Source organism: Allomuricauda sp. XS_ASV26, assembly GCF_041224615.1.
Taxonomy (GTDB): domain Bacteria; phylum Bacteroidota; class Bacteroidia; order Flavobacteriales; family Flavobacteriaceae; genus Flagellimonas; species Flagellimonas alginolytica.
The window spans coordinates 900,354-920,584 of the sequence record NZ_JBGFGK010000031.1; the positions used below are offsets into that span (position 1 = coordinate 900,354).

General features: G+C 41.4%; 20 protein-coding genes. 17 read left to right on the forward strand and 3 right to left on the reverse strand.

The features are described from left to right. Positions 1–5 precede the first annotated feature (5 nt). The 4 genes from AB9K32_RS11410 (at position 6) to AB9K32_RS11425 (ending at position 6,463) form a co-directional block, all read left to right on the forward strand. The gene (locus AB9K32_RS11410; RefSeq protein WP_369885232.1) at positions 6–2,648 is read left to right on the forward strand and encodes a hypothetical protein; all 2,643 of its coding nucleotides are present in this window, start codon (positions 6–8) and stop codon (positions 2,646–2,648) included. A gap of 85 nt (positions 2,649–2,733) precedes the next feature. Next, positions 2,734–4,167, forward strand: a complete 1,434-nt coding sequence (locus AB9K32_RS11415; protein WP_338194151.1) for an SLC13 family permease — start codon at positions 2,734–2,736, stop codon at positions 4,165–4,167. A 76-nt stretch (positions 4,168–4,243) separates the two neighbouring features. After that, on the forward strand, positions 4,244–5,086 hold the full coding sequence (locus AB9K32_RS11420) for an ATP cone domain-containing protein (RefSeq protein WP_369885233.1): 843 nt from the start codon (positions 4,244–4,246) through the stop codon (positions 5,084–5,086). Positions 5,087–5,092: 6 nt separating this feature from the next. Further along, the gene (locus tag AB9K32_RS11425; RefSeq protein WP_369885234.1) at positions 5,093–6,463 is read left to right on the forward strand and encodes an MBL fold metallo-hydrolase RNA specificity domain-containing protein; all 1,371 of its coding nucleotides are present in this window, start codon (positions 5,093–5,095) and stop codon (positions 6,461–6,463) included. An 11-nt stretch (positions 6,464–6,474) separates the two neighbouring features. Here AB9K32_RS11425 and upp read toward each other — a convergent pair whose 3' ends face one another. Next, the gene (gene upp, locus AB9K32_RS11430) at positions 6,475–7,128 is read right to left on the reverse strand and encodes a uracil phosphoribosyltransferase (protein ID WP_224834897.1); all 654 of its coding nucleotides are present in this window, start codon (positions 7,126–7,128) and stop codon (positions 6,475–6,477) included. Positions 7,129–7,321: 193 nt separating this feature from the next. On the opposite strand from upp, the gene AB9K32_RS11435 reads away from it, so the two are divergent. The 3 genes from AB9K32_RS11435 to AB9K32_RS11445 all read left to right on the forward strand — a co-directional run bounded on the left by AB9K32_RS11435 (position 7,322) and on the right by AB9K32_RS11445 (position 9,512). After that, positions 7,322–8,233, forward strand: a complete 912-nt coding sequence (locus AB9K32_RS11435; RefSeq protein WP_338194158.1) for a J domain-containing protein — start codon at positions 7,322–7,324, stop codon at positions 8,231–8,233. Positions 8,234–8,240: 7 nt separating this feature from the next. Continuing rightward, complete coding sequence (locus AB9K32_RS11440) at positions 8,241–8,531, forward strand: chaperone modulator CbpM (protein ID WP_224834895.1); 291 nt, start codon at positions 8,241–8,243, stop codon at positions 8,529–8,531. 159 nt (positions 8,532–8,690) lie between these two features. Further along, the gene (locus AB9K32_RS11445) at positions 8,691–9,512 is read left to right on the forward strand and encodes a universal stress protein (protein WP_224834894.1); all 822 of its coding nucleotides are present in this window, start codon (positions 8,691–8,693) and stop codon (positions 9,510–9,512) included. On the opposite strand, the gene AB9K32_RS11450 is transcribed toward AB9K32_RS11445, so the two are convergent. Next, on the reverse strand, positions 9,513–9,917 hold the full coding sequence (locus tag AB9K32_RS11450) for a hypothetical protein (RefSeq protein WP_224834893.1): 405 nt from the start codon (positions 9,915–9,917) through the stop codon (positions 9,513–9,515). A gap of 89 nt (positions 9,918–10,006) precedes the next feature. Here AB9K32_RS11450 and AB9K32_RS11455 point away from each other — a divergent pair, with 89 nt between their 5' ends. From AB9K32_RS11455 to AB9K32_RS11500, 10 genes are all read left to right on the forward strand, one after another. Then, complete coding sequence (locus AB9K32_RS11455) at positions 10,007–11,536, forward strand: PAS domain S-box protein (RefSeq protein WP_369885235.1); 1,530 nt, start codon at positions 10,007–10,009, stop codon at positions 11,534–11,536. Next, positions 11,514–12,563 carry a response regulator gene (locus AB9K32_RS11460; RefSeq protein WP_369885236.1) on the forward strand — a complete coding sequence of 350 codons (1,050 nt, stop codon included), beginning with the start codon at positions 11,514–11,516 and terminating at the stop codon, positions 12,561–12,563. The genes AB9K32_RS11455 and AB9K32_RS11460 overlap by 23 nt, the downstream gene beginning before the upstream one ends. A gap of 86 nt (positions 12,564–12,649) precedes the next feature. Next, positions 12,650–13,486: a universal stress protein gene (locus AB9K32_RS11465; protein WP_369885237.1), complete on the forward strand. Its 837-nt coding sequence runs from the start codon at positions 12,650–12,652 to the stop codon at positions 13,484–13,486. A 147-nt stretch (positions 13,487–13,633) separates the two neighbouring features. Further along, entirely contained in the window at positions 13,634–14,476 is an 843-nt protein-coding gene (locus AB9K32_RS11470) for a universal stress protein (RefSeq protein ID WP_369885238.1), read from the forward strand. Positions 14,477–14,483: 7 nt separating this feature from the next. Next, positions 14,484–15,299 carry a universal stress protein gene (locus AB9K32_RS11475; protein ID WP_369885239.1) on the forward strand — a complete coding sequence of 272 codons (816 nt, stop codon included), beginning with the start codon at positions 14,484–14,486 and terminating at the stop codon, positions 15,297–15,299. 46 nt (positions 15,300–15,345) lie between these two features. Further along, on the forward strand, positions 15,346–16,209 hold the full coding sequence (locus tag AB9K32_RS11480; protein ID WP_369885240.1) for a universal stress protein: 864 nt from the start codon (positions 15,346–15,348) through the stop codon (positions 16,207–16,209). A 12-nt stretch (positions 16,210–16,221) separates the two neighbouring features. Next, positions 16,222–16,650: a hypothetical protein gene (locus tag AB9K32_RS11485; RefSeq protein ID WP_338194174.1), complete on the forward strand. Its 429-nt coding sequence runs from the start codon at positions 16,222–16,224 to the stop codon at positions 16,648–16,650. 84 nt (positions 16,651–16,734) lie between these two features. Then, complete coding sequence (locus AB9K32_RS11490; RefSeq protein WP_369885241.1) at positions 16,735–17,133, forward strand: hypothetical protein; 399 nt, start codon at positions 16,735–16,737, stop codon at positions 17,131–17,133. Positions 17,134–17,223: 90 nt separating this feature from the next. Beyond that, positions 17,224–17,667: a hypothetical protein gene (locus AB9K32_RS11495; RefSeq protein WP_369885242.1), complete on the forward strand. Its 444-nt coding sequence runs from the start codon at positions 17,224–17,226 to the stop codon at positions 17,665–17,667. Positions 17,668–17,687: 20 nt separating this feature from the next. Next, a complete protein-coding gene (locus AB9K32_RS11500) occupies positions 17,688–18,695 on the forward strand; it encodes a 2-hydroxyacid dehydrogenase (RefSeq protein ID WP_369885243.1) in 1,008 nt (335 codons plus the stop codon). Here AB9K32_RS11500 and cls read toward each other — a convergent pair. Beyond that, entirely contained in the window at positions 18,690–20,096 is a 1,407-nt protein-coding gene (cls, locus tag AB9K32_RS11505; protein WP_369885244.1) for a cardiolipin synthase, read from the reverse strand. The two genes, AB9K32_RS11500 and cls, sit on opposite strands and share 6 nt — an antisense overlap. Between the last annotated feature and the right edge of the window lie 135 nt (positions 20,097–20,231).

The window sequence follows — 20,231 nt, forward strand, 5'->3', positions numbered from 1 at the left end:
AACCAATGAGAATATTACTAACACTAGTTCTGGCATGCTTGCTGCTTCAATCCTGTGCTGAACCCAAAGTAGCGGGAAATCAGCTGAGCATTACAGTCGAAAATAATAAAAAAGGGGCGCCCATAACTTTAGGGATACCTTTTCCAAAAGGAGAATTAAACTCAGTGGACCATATTCGTTTACTGACATCAGATGGTACCGAAATCCCGTGCCAGACCACAGAAGTGAGTACTTGGGGCCCTATCGATGATAGTATAAAATGGGTGTGGGTATTTTTCTTCTCCGAAGAAACCACAGATTATGTGCTGGAGTATGGTGAAGGAGTTGTACCAATGCGTCCTACGGAAAAAATAATATCGGCCAACAACATGAGGCCAAGTGGTGGAATCGAAGTAAATACGGGAGCCATTTCCTTTAACATTCATAAAAAAGGGGACGGATTTTTGGATGAAGTCTTTTTAGATTCCAATAACGACGGCGAATTTTCAGAGAAAGAGCTGATTGCATCTTCACCGGGCAGTAATAGAGGTTCTTTTTTCGATTTACTCGATGATGCAGGTATCGATTCATCCAAAGCGGTGATCAATGAAGTGTTCCGTGAAAAAGGCTCAGGTCCAATGCATTCCATTTTTAGGATAGAGGGAACCTATACCTTCAGTAGGGACGATAACAACTTATCGCCTTTTACCATCTGGCTGCACGCATATGCAGGAAAAAGTTACATAAAAGTGTTGCATACCATGACGTATACCGGAGTTCCGGATAAGCACAAAATTCAGGAAGGGGAGCACGCAAATATTGCCACACAGAAAGAAAAAATTATTTCGGAGAACACAGCCGACGACGAAGGTTGGACCCAGCCCAATGATCAAATAGCGGGAATTGGACTTCAGTTAAAATACCATTTGGACGAAAATGCAACCGTTTCCATGCCATTGCAAGAAGGCTCTTGGAAGAAAGATAACGCTCCATCAACAATGAAAGAGACGGGTCTCGATGGCTCATCCATACAATTGCTACAAAAAGGACCGGCCAAGAAAAGTCCACCTACCTTAAGGGATGTTTATCTGGGCCAAGCCACAAAAAATAGTGATGGTGCAAACAAAATAGACGAAGAATTCCAGGCAACGGTAACCCATGGAACAGAAGAAGTCGCAAAATCACAAAGAGCCAAAGGTTGGTTGAACGTAACAGATGGCAAAAGGGGAATTGGCGTAGGGATACGAAACTTTATGAAAGAATATCCCAAAGGGATAAAAGTAGATCCCGCCAATAATTTGCTTTTGGGAAGCATTTGGCCGGAAGAGAATGGGCCCATGAGCTTTGAAAGACACCATACGGCCATGGACGGCGGAATGTTGTCCAATTTTGCCCAAGGGATAACCAAAACTACCGAGTTCATATATTACTTCCACGACAACAAGAACGACGTTGCCGAAAAAATGGATTATGTAGTCGAAAGCCCAGTCGCACACGCCACACCGGAGTGGTACACCAATTCCAAGGTGTATGGCAATATGGCACCCGCATCATCCGAACATACTGAGTTCGAAAATGCCCTTCAATATAGATATCAATGGTGGGCCTACAACCAAAAAAATCAGCCATGGTACGGCATGTTCAACTATGGTGATGGAAAAACCTATTACTATAACGGCCATTGGGTACAGTGGACCAACAACGAGCCCACAGTGGATTTTATGTTGTGGACCAACTTTATGCGAACGGGCGACCCCAAGTATTTTGAACTGGCCCAAGCCATGAGCAGACATACCATGGATGTGGACAACATACACTGGCCGAAAAAGCGAACGTATTATGGCCAGATCAACGACGCCATCGACTTTTGGAACTTTAAGGACGAGCCAGAATCCACACCATATTTGGGAATAGGTAGACGACATGCCGCAGAACACTGGTATTCGTTATTAAGTGCACACGTTTGGATTCAGGGTTGGATCGCCGATTACTATCTAACAGGCGACCATAGAGCCTTGGAAGTAGCTAAAATGACAGGAGACACCTACATTAACCGAATATGGGGTGAACACGATTTGCGAGGTAGAAGGTTGTATTTGTCCGTACTCAATATGGTTGAGTTGTACGATGCCACAAAATTGCAGAAATATAAGGATGAGCTGGACGATAGGGTACGATTAATGCTCGAATTCCAAGAACGCCAAGGCGGAAACCTATTGTTGGATAGATATGGATATTCCCAGCCCTATGTGGCGCAAGGACTATATAAATATCAACAGATTACAGGTGATGAAAAAGTACGCAAGGCCCTATTGAAGCACGCCAGATGGGTGCGCGATGTACCTCCATTGAACCACGAAATGGAATCGTATTTGGCTACCATTTACCCTCTATTGCTAGGTTATGAGATAAGTGGACAGCAAAGCTACTTGGACGAAGCCTTAGCAAGGGCGGAAATACTTAAAGTAGGTGAATTGCCAAAATCACCTGACCAATACGATTCAACAGAAGACTATAGTAAAGACCTTTTGGGAATATCCAATCTGCCCATGAGCAAGGGACGATTTACCAATTGGCAGACCAACCAAGGACTGCGTGTTTTTGGATGGACACATGCATATAACATTCCTTATTTACTATACTGGATGGATAAGGAAAATATCGACTAAATCTAGTAATCTTCGGAAGGGGGTGGTGTAGCTTTAGGGCCACCATCCCTTTTTTATTTGCACAAAAACTAACTATCCAACTCCTATGTCCTACAAGAAATTCGGTCTAGTATTAGGCCCGCTACTTTTTATCCTGATTCAGTTATTCTTTAAAGATGAAACACTCTCCGTACAGGGCAAAAACGTGCTGGCGGCCACCGTGTGGATTGGAGTATGGTGGGTTTTTGAAGTGTTGCCCATTGCGGTCACCGCTTTATTGCCCATACTAATGTTCCCCCTTTTGGATGCTGTTGCATTGAGCGATACCACTGCGAGCTATGGACACAAGTATGTTTTTCTGTTTATGGGTGGTTTTATTTTGGCGGCAGCCATTGAAAAGTGGAACCTTCATAAGAGGATAGCACTGCAGATCATTAAAACCATCGGAACCAATATGTACACCATTGTATTGGGATTTATGGTGGCCACTGCGTTTCTTTCCATGTGGATCTCCAATACGGCAACAACCGTAATGGTAATCCCAATGGCCGTTTCCATTGTAAAACAATTAAAGGACAATCCGGATACACCGGAGGATGAAAATAAAATATTCAGTAAATTATTAATGCTGGCCATTGCCTATGCCGCTTCGATCGGTGGGATTGCAACTTTAATCGGAACACCCCCAAATTTGGTATTTGCCGGATTCGTTCAGAAGACCTACGGCGTGGATATTAGCTTTTGGCAATGGATGAAATACGGACTGCCCGTATCTTCTATACTTTTAATACTGGCCTGGCTTTATCTTACTCGAATTGCATTTCCTTTAAAACAGACCCGGTTTCCAGGGGGCAAAGAAGAAATAAATAGGCTATTGGCCGAATTGGGACCCTTGGGAACAGAAGAAAAGCGGGTATTGTTCGTTTTTGTGTTCACGGCCTTTTGTTGGATCACAAGATCGTTCTTGTTACAGCAGTTCATGCCCAATATGGATGATACCATTATAGCCATAGGTGCAGCAATTATCCTTTTTATGATTCCGGCCAATAAAACAGGGGAGCCCTTGATTAACTGGAGAGAAGCGGTACAAATACCATGGGGAATCATATTATTGTTTGGTGGAGGAATGGCAATTGCAAAAGGATTTCAGGATACTGGTTTGGCCAACTATCTTGGTGGACAAATGACAGTTTTTGAAAGCTTGCCATTGTTCGTTTTACTGCTTTTGATCATAACCTGTGTAAACTTTTTGACCGAAGTTACCTCAAATTTGGCCACCACCGCCATGATGCTGCCCGTACTGGCACCGTTGGCGATAACGCTTGGCGTAAACCCTTATTTATTAATGGTCGCGTGTACTTCGGCCGCATCTTGTGCATTTATGCTTCCCGTGGCCACACCCCCTAATGCTGTGGTATTTGGTTCGGGCTATCTACGTATACAGGATATGGTACGAACCGGATTTTTAATGAATATATTGTCCATAATAATTATGGCAATTGCGGTATTCTTTGTTTTGCCGTACCTGTGGGGGCTTTAATCGACCCAATTACCCCTTATTGGTAAAATTGATGAATGTCATACCGTTCTCCTAAAAGGATGTTTACTTTAGTAATATGGCAAACAATAAACTCCAAATTACTAAATCTTCCGGTGAACAGGTCAAGTTTTCCATCGATAAATTGGAAAGATCCCTTCAGCATTGTGGGGCCAACGAAGAAATGGTACAAGAGGTCGTAAGTAGGGTAGTGGATGAATTGTATCCCGGAATTTCGACCCGGGAAATCCATAATAGAGCATTTGCCCTTCTTAAAAAGAAAAAATCCATTTATGCATCCAAATACAAATTAAAAAAAGCTATTTACGAACTGGGCCCGACCGGATTTCCTTTTGAAAAGTTCATCAGTGGGATTCTATATTATTCAGGATACAAGACACAAGTTGGTGAAATGGTCCACGGTACCTGCGTTGCCCACGAAATAGATGTTTTGGCCATTAAGAATGGTACAATGAACGTAATCGAGTGTAAATTTCATGGAGATGATGGACTAAAATGCAATGTAAAAGTACCATTATATATCAATGCACGATACCAAGACGTAAAAGGTCCCATGGAATCCAACAAAGATAAGAATTACACATCGACCCTTGGTTGGGTTGTGACCAACACAAGATTTACCAAAGATGCCCTTGCTTACGGCAATTGTGTGGGATTGTATTTATTGAGCTGGGACTATCCGGATGGCGATGGACTTAAGGAAAGGATAGATAGGTTGCGGTTATACCCCATTACCGTATCCACATTATTATCTGGTAGGGAAAAACAGTTTTTGCTGGAACGTGGGGTAGTGCTTTGCAGGCAATTGGAAAAAGATAGTTTTTACCTAGACCATTTGGGCGTATCCAATGGCAGAAAACAGCGAATTCTTAAAGAAATGAAATCATTGTGCAATTCGTAAGACGTTATGAATAAACTGGAAATACACTTTTTGGGCGGGTCTGGGACTGTTACGGGATCTAAGTTTTATTTGCACACCGAAGAAATAAAAATTTTGGTGGATTGTGGATTGTTCCAAGGTATTAAGGCGCTAAGGGAAAAAAATTGGGAACGCTTGCCCATAGATGTTTCCCAGATCGACTATGTTTTGCTCACCCACGGTCACCTGGATCATTGTGGGTATTTGCCTCTTTTGGTAAAACAAGGTTTTCGAGGAAAAATTTTAGGTACCGGACCAAGTCTGGACATTGCAAGGATCATTCTGGAAGACAGTGCCAAAATACAAGAGGAAGAGGCAGAAAGAGCAAATAAAGAGGCATACAGCAAACACCATCCGGCGCTGCCATTGTACACTGCCGAAGATGTGGCTTTCGCTTTGAGGTTCTTTGAGCAAGTCGACGAAGGCGGGCAAGTCTCATTGTCCGAGCATTGCGATGCCCGATTCCTGTACAATGGACATATTATTGGTTCAACCTATATAGAAATTGATCTATTTGGTAAACGCCTGGTTTTTTCAGGGGATGTGGGCAGGCAGCAAGATGAATTACTGGATCCACCAAAACAACCCGAATGGGCCGATTATCTGTTGGTGGAAAGCACTTATGGAGATAGGCTACATCCCATAGAGGATGTTGGGCAGAAGCTGGTAGAGCTGGTCAATGATACCTTGTACAAAAAAGGGACCTTGATTATACCTTCTTTTGCGGTGGAACGATTACAATCGCTCATGTACCAATTGTGGAAACTCTACAAAAAGAACAAGATTCCCAATATCCCCATTTTTGTGGATAGTCCAATGGGCAACAATGTTCTGCAAGTATTTGAACATTACCCTGACTGGCATAAACTTACACCCGTAGAGTATCGGAATATGTGTAACCATATCAATATAGTGAGTTCTTATGCCGAAACCTGGGAAACCATTGACGACCCCAGGGCAAAAATTGTAATTGCCGGTAGTGGTATGGTAACGGGAGGAAGGGTTCTTACCTACATTAAACAATTGGGCGATATGATATCCACTTCGATATTACTTGTTGGGTACCAGGCGGAAGAAACCCGTGGTAGAAAACTTCTCGAAGGAGCGACAGAACTCAAGATCTATGGCAAAACAATACCCATAAATGCACAGGTACACCACTTGGAAAGCTTATCCGCACATGCGGACCAAGGTGAGTTGGTGAACTGGATGGGCTCCATTAAAAACGTTCCAGAAAAAGTGTTCCTGGTACATGGTGAAAAGTCCGCAATGGAAGCCTACAAGGACAAAATCCGGGAAAATTTCGGTTGGGACTGCCATATCCCTAACATTCACGAAGTTGTTGAAATTATACTATAAAACTTAAAAGATTACAGTTTAGGGCCATAACTTAAATCACCAGCATCACCAAGCCCTGGAATAATATAGCCTTTGCTCGTTAAGTGTTCGTCCACCGTAGCGATCCAAAGTTGAGTGTCGCTTGGAAAGACCTTTTCCACTTTGGCAATCCCAGATTTGGAACCAATTACCGATAGGATATGAATCTGTTTTGGTGTTCCATGACTCTTTAGGGCATTGAGCACATTCTCCAAAGTTTTTCCTGTTGCCAGCATGGGGTCGGTGAGTACCAAAACCTTACCATCCAAAGATGGTGCGGCAAAATATTTTACGATCACCTCAAAATCATCATCATCGTTGGGGTGGTGTCTGTACGCCGAAATAAAGGCATTCTCGGCCCGGTCAAAATAATTTAACATGCCCTGATGTAGGGGCAATCCGGCCCTTAGGACCGAACAAAGCACTAGGTCGTCCTTGCATCCAAAGGTTTTTTTGGTGCCCAAAGGCGTTTGTATTTCTCTAGCTTCATAATCCAAGGACCGACTCAATTCATAAGCTAGAACTTCGCCGATTCGTTCAATGTTTCTTCGAAAACGCATGGAATCCTTTTGGATCTCCACATCCCTAATTTCGGAAATAAATGTGTTGAGTACCGAATTGGTCTGGTCAAATTGATGTATGATCATTTGAATAGAAATTGTTTCTTTTTTAAAGGTATGGGATGTTCCTAAAATATAAAAATGAAAAACCATAGGTCCACTATGCGAACCAATTGACTGATATAGGTCATTGGAAAGAAGTAAGTTTTTTATAAAAATTTGAAAGAATCTTTTATTCAAATGATTTTTAGGTTGTACCACTAAGATTTTGTGACCATTTATGGAGTTTATCGATTATTATAAGGTTTTGGGGATTGATAAAAAGGCGTCGCCCGAACAAATAAAAAAGGCATATCGCAAATTAGCGAGGAAATATCATCCAGATCTTAACCCGAATGATGCCGAAGCGGAGAAAAACTTTAAACGGGTCAACGAGGCCCATGAGGTACTCTCGGATACCGAAAAAAGGAAAAAGTACGACGAATATGGCAAGGACTGGCAGCACGCCGAAGCGTTTGAAAAAAACAAGCGATCCCGCACCCAATATGCTGGACAAAATGATTTTGAAGGGTATACCTATCGTCGCACTGGAGGGGCGAACCAAGATTTTTCCGATTTTTTCGAGTCCATGTTCGGTGGAGCATCAAGTTTTGGTTCCAAAGGCAAAAAGGTCCATTTTCGTGGCCAAGATTACAATGCCCAGCTCCAATTGTCGTTGATGGATGTGTACACGACACAAAAACAGACCCTTACCGTTAACGGAAAAAATATCCGATTGACCATCCCTGCCGGTATCGAGGACGGACAGACCATTAAAATAAAAGGACATGGAGGTCCGGGAATCGATGGAGGCCCTGCCGGGGACCTTTACATTACATTTTCCATTGTAAACCATACCGCTTTTAAACGAGATGGAGCAAACCTGTACAAGACGGTTCAAATTCCATTGGTGAAAGCGGTACTTGGAGGCGATATTCAGGTCGAAACTTTAACGGGTAGGGTTAAATTAAAACTGGCACCGGGGACCGATAATGGCACCAAAGTTAAACTCAAAGGGAAAGGATTTCCTAAATATAAGAAAGAAGGAGAATTTGGGGACCTCTATTTAACCTATACCGTTAAAATTCCAAAGCACCTTACACAAGAACAGAAAAGCCTCTTCGAATCCTTGGCAAAGACCAATCTAGCATAGCACAGTCATGAAAAAAGAAAACTTTATATCCATCAAAACATTTTGTGAAAACCATGGGGTAGGCGAATCTTTTATCTATTCCATGTACGAATACGAAATTTTGCAGGTCCAACAGGAAAAAGAAGCGGGAATGCTCCACCTGGACGATCTTCCCCTTTTGGAAAAAATGGTGCGTCTGCATCATGACCTCGATATAAACCCGGAAGGGATACAAGCCGTGCACCATCTTTTGGGGCAGGTGGAAAGTTTACAGCAAGAGGTCGCCTTACTTAAAAAGAAACTGGACAGATTGGAGTAAAATCCGATCGAGGTTTGGATATGACCTAGATCATTGGAATTAAAATACACGAAACCTAATTTTAGTCGAAATAAAAAAATGGAAATGGTACAGGGTATTGCCGAACAAGGCAGTACTTGATTTGGTAGCCAATGTCATTTTTCGCAAACCATGGATATTATGAAAAAAATACTGGTTCCCGTTGATTTTTCCGAACACTCGGAATATGCTTTGCATGTAGCCGCCATTATTGCCAAACAGCATAATGCAGGCATTGTTTTGCTTCATATGATCGGAATGTCCGATTCGGTTCTGGCCAATTCCGAGATCGCAGAGGAGGCAGAAGCCAAATACTATCTTAACTTGGCGAAGGATAAAATCAAACAATATACAGAAAAAGAATACCTCAAAGGAATATCGCTAGAGGCCATTATCCAAAACTACAAAGACTTTGAGGAGGTAAATAATGTGGCCGAAGAGAAAAATTGTGATTTGGTGGTGATGGGGTCTCACGGTACCAGCGGGATAAGCGAGCTTTTTGTTGGGTCCAATACGGAAAAAGTGGTACGTACATCCAATGTTCCGGTAATAGTGATCAAAAAACCACACCAAGATTTTACCATAAAGAAAATGGTCATGGCCACTGATTTTGCCAATAAAAGTGTATCTGCTTATATTAAGGCCGATACCTTTGCCAAATTGTTCAATGCTAGTTTAGAAGTGGTCTATGTGAATACCACAGGGGCCAACTTCATTGGATACGACATTGTGGATAAAAGACTGAAAGCCTTTAAAAAAGAGCTGGGCAAGGACGTCAACATTAATTTCTACAGTAGCCCAAGTGTAGAACGCGGAATTCTTAAGTATTGTCAGGAAAAGAATGCCGATCTATTGGTAATTCCAACACATGGTAGAAAAGGTCTGGCACATTTTGTTGTGGGCAGTTTGGCCGAAAATGTTTCCAACCATGCGCAAATGCCTGTTATGACGATAAAAATGTGATCAACGGTCAAAAAGCAGCTGTAAACGCCCCAATAAGATCAATTCCGATTTGTTGCTGCCATAAAACGAAGCTGTGATCGCTCTCGAAGTGGACATGGCCAAATTTTTGATCTTTGGGGTAAATAACAGTTCGTGCTCCGTATAAAAAGCTTCGAATTCTTCATAAATTTCCTCGGGGTCTTTTTCATATTCCAGTAGCCCATCAAAAACGGTGATTATCTGCAGTGCGGCGTCGGCACCAAATTCGTCCTCAATATCATCTACTTCCAACCATTGCTCACGGACCACCTCGTTAAATTTCTCCATTTCGTTCATATGCACACTGTGATCGGCCATGGCCATGGCATAGAATAGTTTCCCCAAATTCTGATATAGTTCGTTGCCCATTTTCGTCCTGTGTGTCATGATCTTTTGTGTTTAAGTGCTCAATCAATAAATATACTTATCAGTAAAGTTTTTCTACATGATGTAAATCAGTAAATTTATTTGCTGTTATGGAAGGATTTAAAGAAATAGATGTACTGGATATTTTATCGGAAATCATTTCTGAGGGAATCCTGATTGTGAATGACCAACATAGTATTACGGCTAGCAACCATGCGGCAAATGTAATGTTTGGCTATGGTGAAGGAGAGCTCATCGGCGAACCATTGGATGTTTTGATACCCAAAAGCTCCAGAGCCGACCATGGCAAACTTGTTTCTGGTTTTATGCAACATGGAAAGGCCCGGCAGATGGGTAAAGGGTTGGATTTGCTCGGTCGATGTAAAAATGGGGATGAGTTTCCACTGGAAATAAGCCTCAATCCTTTTAAATTGAACAGTAAAAGGTATGTATTGGCCTTGATCATGGATATCACCGAAAAAAAGAAGGCCAAAGAAACCATAGATTATTGGTTTAAAATTTTTGATGAATCCCTAAATGAAATCTATGTTTTTGATCCAGAAACATTGGTTTTTATCAATGTAAACCTCGGGGCTCAAAAAAACTTGGGCTACAGCATGCAAGAGTTGGCACAAATGTCGGTGTTGGATATTAAACCGAGCCTTTCGGAAGCGGTAATGAGACGTTTGGTTTCCCCATTGTTGTCCAAACGCAAACAAAAGGTTGTATTTGAAACAGAACATAAGCGCAAAGACGGATCTACCTATCCTGTTGAGGTACATTTACAGATTTCCTTTATAGGGAAACGAAAAGTATTTGTGGCCATTGTTTTGGATATTACGGAAAGGAAAAATTATACCCAGCAACTGGAGAAGACCGTCGAGGAAAGAACACAACAATTGCAAGAGGCCCTAAAGGCCGAAAAGAAGCTCAATGAACTTAAAACAAAGTTCCTCTCATTGGTGTCGCACGAGTTTAAGACGCCGTTGACCAGCATTCTCACCTCAACATCGTTATTGGCCAAATACACCGAATCCGAACAGCAAAACAAAAGGGACAAACATATTGCCACTATTAAATCAAAAGTAAAGTACTTGGATGGTATCCTAACGGACTTTTTGTCCATAGAACGGTTGGAGCTGGGCAAGGTAAAATATGAGTTGACCACATTCCCCTTGAGCAAGGTAATCAATGAGGTGATCTACGATGCCAATATGCTGCTAAAAGAAGGACAACGAATAAAATACCCGAACAATATCGATGGCATTGTATTGGATTTTGATGAGAAAATGCTTGTTCTGGCCTTATCCAATTTGGTCCATAATGCGATAAAATATTCTCCCGAGGAAACGGATATAGAGCTTAGGGTAACCATGGAGCAAGAGCAATTGAATATTGAGGTGGTCGACGAAGGCTTTGGAATACCACCAGAAGACCGACCCTTTATTTTTGATAGGTACTACCGGGCCTCCAATGTACTTACAGTTCAAGGAACCGGAATCGGGTTGAATATTGTGAGGCAACATATGCATAACCTCGATGCCAATGTTACTTTTAAAAGTAACAAGGAAAAAGGATCCACATTTACACTGCACATACCAATTAAAAACAAGGAAAATGAAAAAAATCTTACTGGTTGAGGATGACACCTCGCTAAGGGAGAATGTAGCGGAACTGTTGGAATTGTCCGGTTATACCGTATGTTCGGCATCAAATGGAAAAATAGCCGTTCCAATGGCCATAAAGGAACGTCCCGATCTGGTTCTTTGCGATATCATGATGCCGGAAATGGATGGGTACGAGGTATTGGAGGAATTATCTACAAAGGAATCCACAAGGTATATCCCGTTTATATTTATATCGGCAAAAACGGAAAGGCAAGATGTAAGAAGGGGTATGAACCTTGGTGCAGATGACTATTTGACCAAGCCGTTCGAAGAGGAGGAGCTATTGGGCGCCATAACCTGCCGACTGGAAAAAGCTGAACAAATGCAAGCTGTACTATCCAATGAGTCCAGTAATAAAAATGGGGAGGGTGAAATACGATCTCTGAACGAGCTCAAAAACTTTTTTGACGACCATGGTCAGTTGCTTTCTTATGCCAAGGACGACATTATCTACAATAGAGGAGATCATTCCAATATGGTTTACCTCATATTAAAAGGGGTCATAAAGAGCTGTGCCTTGGACGAAGAAGGCAAGGAGCTGATTACCGCTATATATTCGGAAGACGATTTTTTGGGATTTACATCCCTTACGGACCATTTGCCCTATCAGGAATATGCCATTGCCATTGAAGATGTTGAGTTAGCAGGAATCTCCAAGGAAAAGGTCAAGGCAATTTTGGAAGATAATAAAAGCGTTTCCTTGGAACTGATGGATGTAATCACCGATAATTTGTCCGACATTAAAAAACAATTGCTGCAAATGGCCTATAGTTCGGTAAGAAAGAAAACCGCACAGACCTTATTGCGTTTTTCTCGGGCAATAAACAAGAACAAACGTGGACCATTAAAAATTGCGCGCAGCGATTTGGCCGGAGTGGCAGGCATTGCCACCGAGAGCCTGATCAGAACCCTTTCCGATTTTAAGCATGAAGGACTAATTGCCATAGAAAATAGAAATATTCTTGTGTTGGAACCAGAGGCATTGGAGCAGGTCCACTAAAAAATCACGTCATAAATAGGGCAAGTGATATTTATCATTCCGTTTGTTTTAATCAATAGCAATCTTACACCATCAATTTATGACAAATGAAGAATATTCTGGTCCCCACGGATTTTTCGGAAAATTCCATTCAGGCGCTAAAGTATGCCCAAGTGCTGCTCAGCGGAATGGAATGCAATTTCTACGTGTTATATGTTGGCACCCTACTGGATACCAGAGCTGATGCAGAATCGCTTCGAGAAAAAACGGACGAGACCAGAAAAAATACTAAAAGGCGACTGAATGATCTGGTACGGGCGGAACGTAAAAAAAGTACTGAGGCCAATCACTTTTTTTTCGCTTTGCACGAGTATGGATTCTTTATTCCGATCATAAAAAAACATCTGGAAGAACAAGATATCCATCTTATTGTAATGGGTACCAAAGGTGTTTCCGGTGTTCGGGAAAAAGTGGTGGGAAGCAATGCCGGCGATGTTATTACCAAAGTGCAGTGCAATACTCTCGTGGTTCCGCAGCATGTTGATTTGTCCAAACCCCGAGAAATAGCTTTCCCTACGGACTTTAATATATTTTATTCCTTAAAGATCTTGCTCCCCATGGTGGAAATGGTGCAGTGCAGCAATGCGCAACTAAGGATCATGAATGCCTTGAAATATGGTGATACCCTAAGTGAAGAGCAACAGAAAAATAAGGAATATCTTATGGACTTTATGGAAGAGACCTTTCCGAAGGTGCACAGTTTTCATACCATTACCAATCAAAAGGTAAAGTCGGCCATACAATGCTTTGCGGAGAGCAGGGAGGTCGATATGATGATCATGGTGGCCAAAAACCTAAATTTTATACAACAGATTCTGTTCGATTCCATAGTAGAGCAAATAAGTTTTCATACCAAAATTCCATTTTACGTAATTCACGAGTAGTGTTTTAATTAAATCGTTCGGTTGGTTTTTGTGTGTGATACCTAAACCGATCATCCTCAAGTTTTTGTGATAGGTGATGGAAATCATAGTATAGAATAAACTAGCTAAATAGCTTTGTTACGATAAGGGATTTTAAATAATTGAGCTATGTTCAGAGTTGTATTGCCCACCGATTTTTCAGATAATGCATTCCATGCCATTTCCTATGCAGTAAAACTGTTGGAAAAGTCCACTTGTATTTTTTATCTGGTACATGCATATACCCCACCAGTGTACAGGGCCGATTATACTTTGGGCAGCCCGGGCCAATTGGGATTGCCCGATAAAGAAAAGTACAAAGCCGAAGAAGCTTTGGAAAATACAAGGCAAAAAATCAAGGCACAGTTCAATATACCGACCCACACGTATGTAACCCACGCTGCTTTTAATTCGTTGGCAGATGAAATCGCAACCATAACCAATAAGGAGAACATCGATTTTGTGGTAATGGGTACACAAGGGGCAACAGGAGCGAAGGAAATTTTATTTGGCTCCAATACGGTGCATGTAATTCAGAGAACTAGTGTTCCAATTCTTGCCATACCCTCGTTTTTTGAGTTTAAACCCCCACACAATATATTGTTTCCAACCGATTTTGAAGTAGATTACGATAAGGCCAATATTGATTTTTTACTCAAGCTTTCCAAACTATGGCATGCTAAACTGCATGTTTTACATGTATCATCGCCAAGCGGATTGGATGCCGATCAAGAAAAGAACAAAACCTATTTACAGGGCATGTTGTTAGAAGAGAATACTGTTTTCTACGATGTACCGGACCAAGAACTGATAGAAGGCATCAATGGGTTCCAGAACGATACCCAGGTCGAACTGTTGGCCATGGTGAAAAACAAACACTCATTTATTGAACGCCTTTTTATAGAACCGATCATTAAAAATATAGGGTTACATGCCAGAGTTCCTTTTTTGGTTCTCCCCTATAACCAATAATTAAATTATGTTACAGATTTTAGTACCCACCGATTTTTCAAACAATTCTTACAATGCGCTGTTCTATGCCGCTAAATTGTTCAAGAACAAGAAAAGTACATTTCATATTGTAAATGTGTGCAGTACCAAGAACGAGCCAAAAAAGGAAGAGGCCAAATTGGAATCGGCCCAAGGATTGGATGCATTGGTACATCGGCTGATCAGGGATGTAGGAGAGAATTCGAACCATGACTATAAAAAAATATCGCTATGTTCGGATTTACCCGAGGGGATTGCTGATTATGCCAAAACAAACAAAGTGGACCTTACCGTAATTGGAAACAAGGCACAAGAAGAAGTCAAACATATTCTGTTCGGGAACAATGCCATGCAGTTAGTTCGAGAAATAACCCATTGCCCTGTATTGATCGTGCCCTTGGAAATCGATTTTAAAAAGGTGGATAAACTGGCTTTTACATCCAATTATACCTATCCTATTGCAGAAGAAAATAGTAAGGCCATCATTTTTTTCAGTGAATTGATGGATAGTGTTGTTGTGCCAATGCGCATTCAAGAAAATAAAGGGAACGATACTGCCGAAAAGAACAGAACCCAATTTTTAAATGCGATTGCCCATAAAAGTGGAAAAGAGGTCGAGTTGCCCATTTTCGATGGCAAGGTGAACACGATTTTGGAATTTGTAGATCTCTGGAAAATAGATATGCTCTGCATGGTGTACTACCCGCACCACTTCTTTTTGGAGTTTATAGGCAATGGCATTATAAAGGAACTGAATACCAAATTAAAAGTCCCTTTTTTAATTTTGCCCAACCGCCAAAGTTGACGAAAATCATGGCATAACCTATTGAATCATACTAAATTTCAGGAAAATGAGATTACGTATGGACAAAAGGATTTTGTTGCCTACCGATTATTCCAAAAATGCATTGAACGCCATTAGGTACGCCCTGGAGTTGTATAGAAATGTACACTGCGACTTTTATATTCTCAATGCGTTCCATATATCCAGCTACACCTTGGATAGCATGAGGGTCCCGGAAACAGGCGAACCGTACTACGAAGCTGCAAAACAAGAAGCGGAAGCAGGTATGGAGCGACTAATGCAAATGGTCAGGCTCCATCCACAGAACCATAAGCACGAATTCCATACCATAACGACCTTTAACAGTGTTACCGAGGCGATCAGAAATGTTGTCGATAAAAAAGATATCGATATGATTATCATGGGAACCAAAGGTATCACCGAATCCAAGGCTCGGATATTCGGCACCAATACCGTAAATGTAATGGAACGGATCAGGGAGTGCCCCGTAATTGCAGTGCCCAATAATTATATGTTCGAAGAACCAAGGGAAATTGTTTTTCCAACCGATTATAAATCCCCTTTTAAGAAAAAAGAGATGGCAGATGTAATTGAGTTGGCACAATTGTTCAATGCTACCATCCATGTATTGCACATTGATAAGGACAAAGACGGTAAACTGGAAAGGAAAGAGCAAGGCAATAAGGAATTGCTCCAAGAAATTCTGGAAGGGGTAACGCACCGGATGCACTTTGAGCCTGCAGCTAAGATCAGTGATGGGATCAACGCATTTGTCGATAGGCACAAATGTGATATGATCGCCTTTTTGAACAGAAAGCACTTATTTTTTGGAAGCATACTTACCAATCCTTTGGTGAAGAAAATAGGGTACGACCCCAAAGTGCCCATATTGGAACTTAACGATAACTAAAAAATTGTAACTATGAAACAGATAGGAATTTGGTTGGATAAACAAGAAGCCAACGGCGTAGTATTGGAAAACGGGAAGGAAAGTCTTTTTACCATTCCATCGGAACTCGATTTTTTTAACCCTAGAGGCGGTTCCCGATCCAAGACCAAATGGGGTCCGCAAGATGTGGTTCAGGACAGTAAATACCTTGAAAAGGAAAAGCATCAACTAAGAAACTATTTTGAGAAGATTGCGGAAAAAATTTCCGATGCGGACGAGATAGCCATATTTGGTCCTGCCGAAACACCGGAAAAATTGGTTGGGGCTTTGCAGACGAAACATCCTGGCTTGGCCAACAAAATAAAGATGACCAAAACTACGGACAGTATGTCCCAAAACCAGTTTAAAGCGTTGGTAAAACAATCTTTTGGTCTGGACGACCGATATCCTACGGGTAAATAAAAGTGAGCAAAATGATTTAGATCATTTTAAAACTAAGGGCTAAACCCTATTTTCAAAGGTAAAATTCAATCGAACTCCAAGATAATGGCATGGCAGAGGAAAATAGAGATGATGCGAGACGATCTTCAAAACTGGAAATCTTACATTCAGTTTATCGGGGACGAGATGGTGTTTATCCAAAAATTACTTGATTCTTACATTTTTGAACCAAGAACGCCCAACCTGTTTGAACGGTTGGAGAACTTTAAACAGCTTTTCAACGCTTCAAAGCAGAAAAGGGCATCGCTACTGGAATCCATCAAAATACATGGGAATAGACTTGGCGGTATTTTTGAATGTACCCAAGAAGAAAGCGATAGTCAATACTACGAAAATCATCTGGACCTGAAAGCCAATGTCACGGGCTTTATTAAATCCTATCTTGACCAAAAAAAGGAAGTTTACGAATATGCCGGATCTATACTAAAGAAAAAGAAGCCCTAGTGCTGGCATGATCAAAAGGGTATACCTCCTTTGGTCTGTGCCGGATTGTTACATGCTCATTAACCATTAAAGAATGTAATTACGTATACTATGGAAGCAAAACCCATTAAAAGAAAGTTTAGGGAATGGTTCAGTGCAGATGAGTTGCACCAAGAATCCAAAGAATGGCTCTCCGAATTGCAATTTGCCGCGGACGAGCAACAGTTTTTGAACCATATGGTCAAAGATTATACTTTGGATATTATAGATTCCGATATGTTCAAGACCGTTCAGCCTGTTGTGGAAAACTTGAACAAAATGGAGAAGCAGTTGGTGGAACTCCTCAAGAAAGTACAATTGCACGAAAACCAACTTCAGATCATGGTGGACGATATCAATCAAGAAAAAATGGAGTCCGCCTATTTGGACACACATAACGATCTGGGCATGGAAGTGTCCGATTATATTATAAAATATAGGGAGTCCAAAATCAGGATTTTTGATATCGTGTCCGATTTTATCAAGCGCAAAAAACAAAAAAGATTGCTCAATTAACCCAAGTTATACCAAAAAACATGAAAGTACTTGTTTACAGTGCCAAGGATTTTGAGATAGAATATTTAAAAAAAGTGAACGATGGCAAACACAACTTAAAGTTTGTGCCGGAAGCGCTCAATACCACGACCGCGGTAATGGCAGCTGGCTTCGATGCCATCTGTATATTCTCCAATGATGATGCCTCTTTGGTGGTACTGGAAATTCTTCAGGAACTGGGAGTAAAATATATAACACTACGATCTACGGGCTACAATAATGTAAGCGTTAAGTCTGCCAAGCGGATCGGGCTCAAAGTCGCTTATGCTCCGGAATATTCGCCACATGCCATTGCGGAACATACAGTGGGACTTACTTTGGCACTAAATCGGAAGTTGATTTTGGCCAATGCCCAGGTGCACCAATATAATTTTATGTTGGACAATCTGATCGGTACTGAGATCTTTGGCAAAACCGTGGGTATTTTTGGAACAGGTAGAATAGGCTCTATTTTAGTAAAGATCTTTCATGCTTTCGGGTGTAAAGTTTTGGCGAACGATATAGAACGTAACCAGTATTTGGAAAACCATTACGAAGTGGAGTATGTTCCCTTGGAAGTACTGTGCCGTAGATCGGATATAATCAGTATCAACACGCCATTGACCTACGAAACACACCATATTTTTAATGAAACGCTGTTCTCCGTTATGAAAAAGGGGGCATTGTTGGTGAACACAGCTCGCGGTGGGATCGTAAAGACCAATGATGTTATAACCGCCCTTAAAAATGGAAATCTTGGAGGGTATGCAACCGACGTTTATGAACAGGAAAGGGGTGTTTTCTTTAAGGATAACGGTAAATCGGGCATTGCCGACGAGCTGTTGAAAGAGTTGATCGATCTGCCAAATGTGTTATTGACCCCTCACCATGCATTTGCAACCAAAGAGGCGCTTGAGCGCATTGCGGAAACCACCATTTATAACTTGGATTGTTGGGAAGAGGGCAGGAGCTGTAAAAACGAATTGGGGTTTCAGACAATCACTTTATAGAAGCGGACTTAAAAGTTTGGCAAAACCTTCGATCAGTTTTTTGCCCCATGAGCGCGATTTAAATTTTTCGTAATCGGACAAGAGGGTGGACTTATCACAATCCGACAAAAAATCGGATTTCATTTTGCGGCAAAGCTCGTTGTCATAGACAAAAACTTGTGCCTCATAATTCTGCTGCAGGCTCCTATTGTCCAAATTGGCCGTTCCAATGCTTGCAATCTCATCGTCGCACAACATTACCTTGCTATGTAAAAAGCCTTCTTCGTACAGATAAATTTTTATACCTGCCTTTAGATAAGATTCAAAATAGGCACGTACACACCAATCCACCAACTTGATATCGGTACTGGAGGACATTAATATCTTTACATCCACCCCGCTGAGCGCTGCGGTGATCAATGCTTGTAAAATGGCGTGGTTGGGAATAATATAGGGATTAACGATGTAGAGGTATTTTTCCGCACTGTTTATTATGGAAAAATACACTTGCTCCATAACATCAAAATCGTCGTCGGGGCTACTGGGAACAATTTGGAGCGATGTGCATTTTTTTTGCGTCCGGTAGATTTTTAATGTATTCAGATCTACTTTTTTTGCACTTGCCAGAAACCAATCGGTTACAAAAGTGCGGTTGAGGAAATCCACAGCTTCGCCTTCAATTTTTAAGTGGGTATCGTGCCATTTGCCCAGAGCGGGATCTCCTTTCAGATATTTGTCGGAAATATTGATGCCCCCCGTAAACCCGATCTTATTATCGATCACTATGATCTTTCTATGGTTTCTATAGTTAAGGGAAGAAAGGAATCTTCCAAATTTAAAAGGCAGGAACTGTGCCGTCTCCACCCCGATGCCCTTGAGTTTTTTTAAATACTTTTTGCTTAGGGAGTAGCTGCCAATACCATCATAAAGGAGGCGAATGGTGACATTTTCAGCTACCTTTCTTTCAAAAACCTCCAATAATTTATCGGCCAAAAGACCGTCCTCGAAAATATAATATTGCAAATGAATATGCTCTTTGGCTTCCTCCAAGGCATTAAAAATGCTTTCGAAAGTGTTTCTTCCATCTTTAAGCAATTCTAAATGGTTATAACAGGTAACCGGGCATTTGGAGGTATTGCTGATCAAAGAGGTTATTTTTTCCTTGTTTGCTGAGATTCCTGGACGACAATCTTCATTTTTAAATTGATCATTTGGAGCAGTTTGATGTTTTTGGGAGAACATTTTACTTTTCCGTCGGTTTCGACCAAATAAAATATAAAGAAGTGCGCCTGCCACTGGGATGGTAAATATGGCCAAAAGCCAAGCCAGCGTTTTACTGGGGCGTACACCGTTCAGCAAAAGGCTGATCACCATTGTTAGGGAGATGATTACGTAAAGTGTAATAAGAATGGGAACGAGCATCTTTGTATTGGATACAATTTGTAAACCACCGACAAGTTAGCAAAAGAAAATGGCGCTTGTAAGCGCACAACCAATAAACGTAGAAATTCTTTTTAAAATAAAAGAGTGCTACTAAAGGGCCCGAACGAGAGTCTG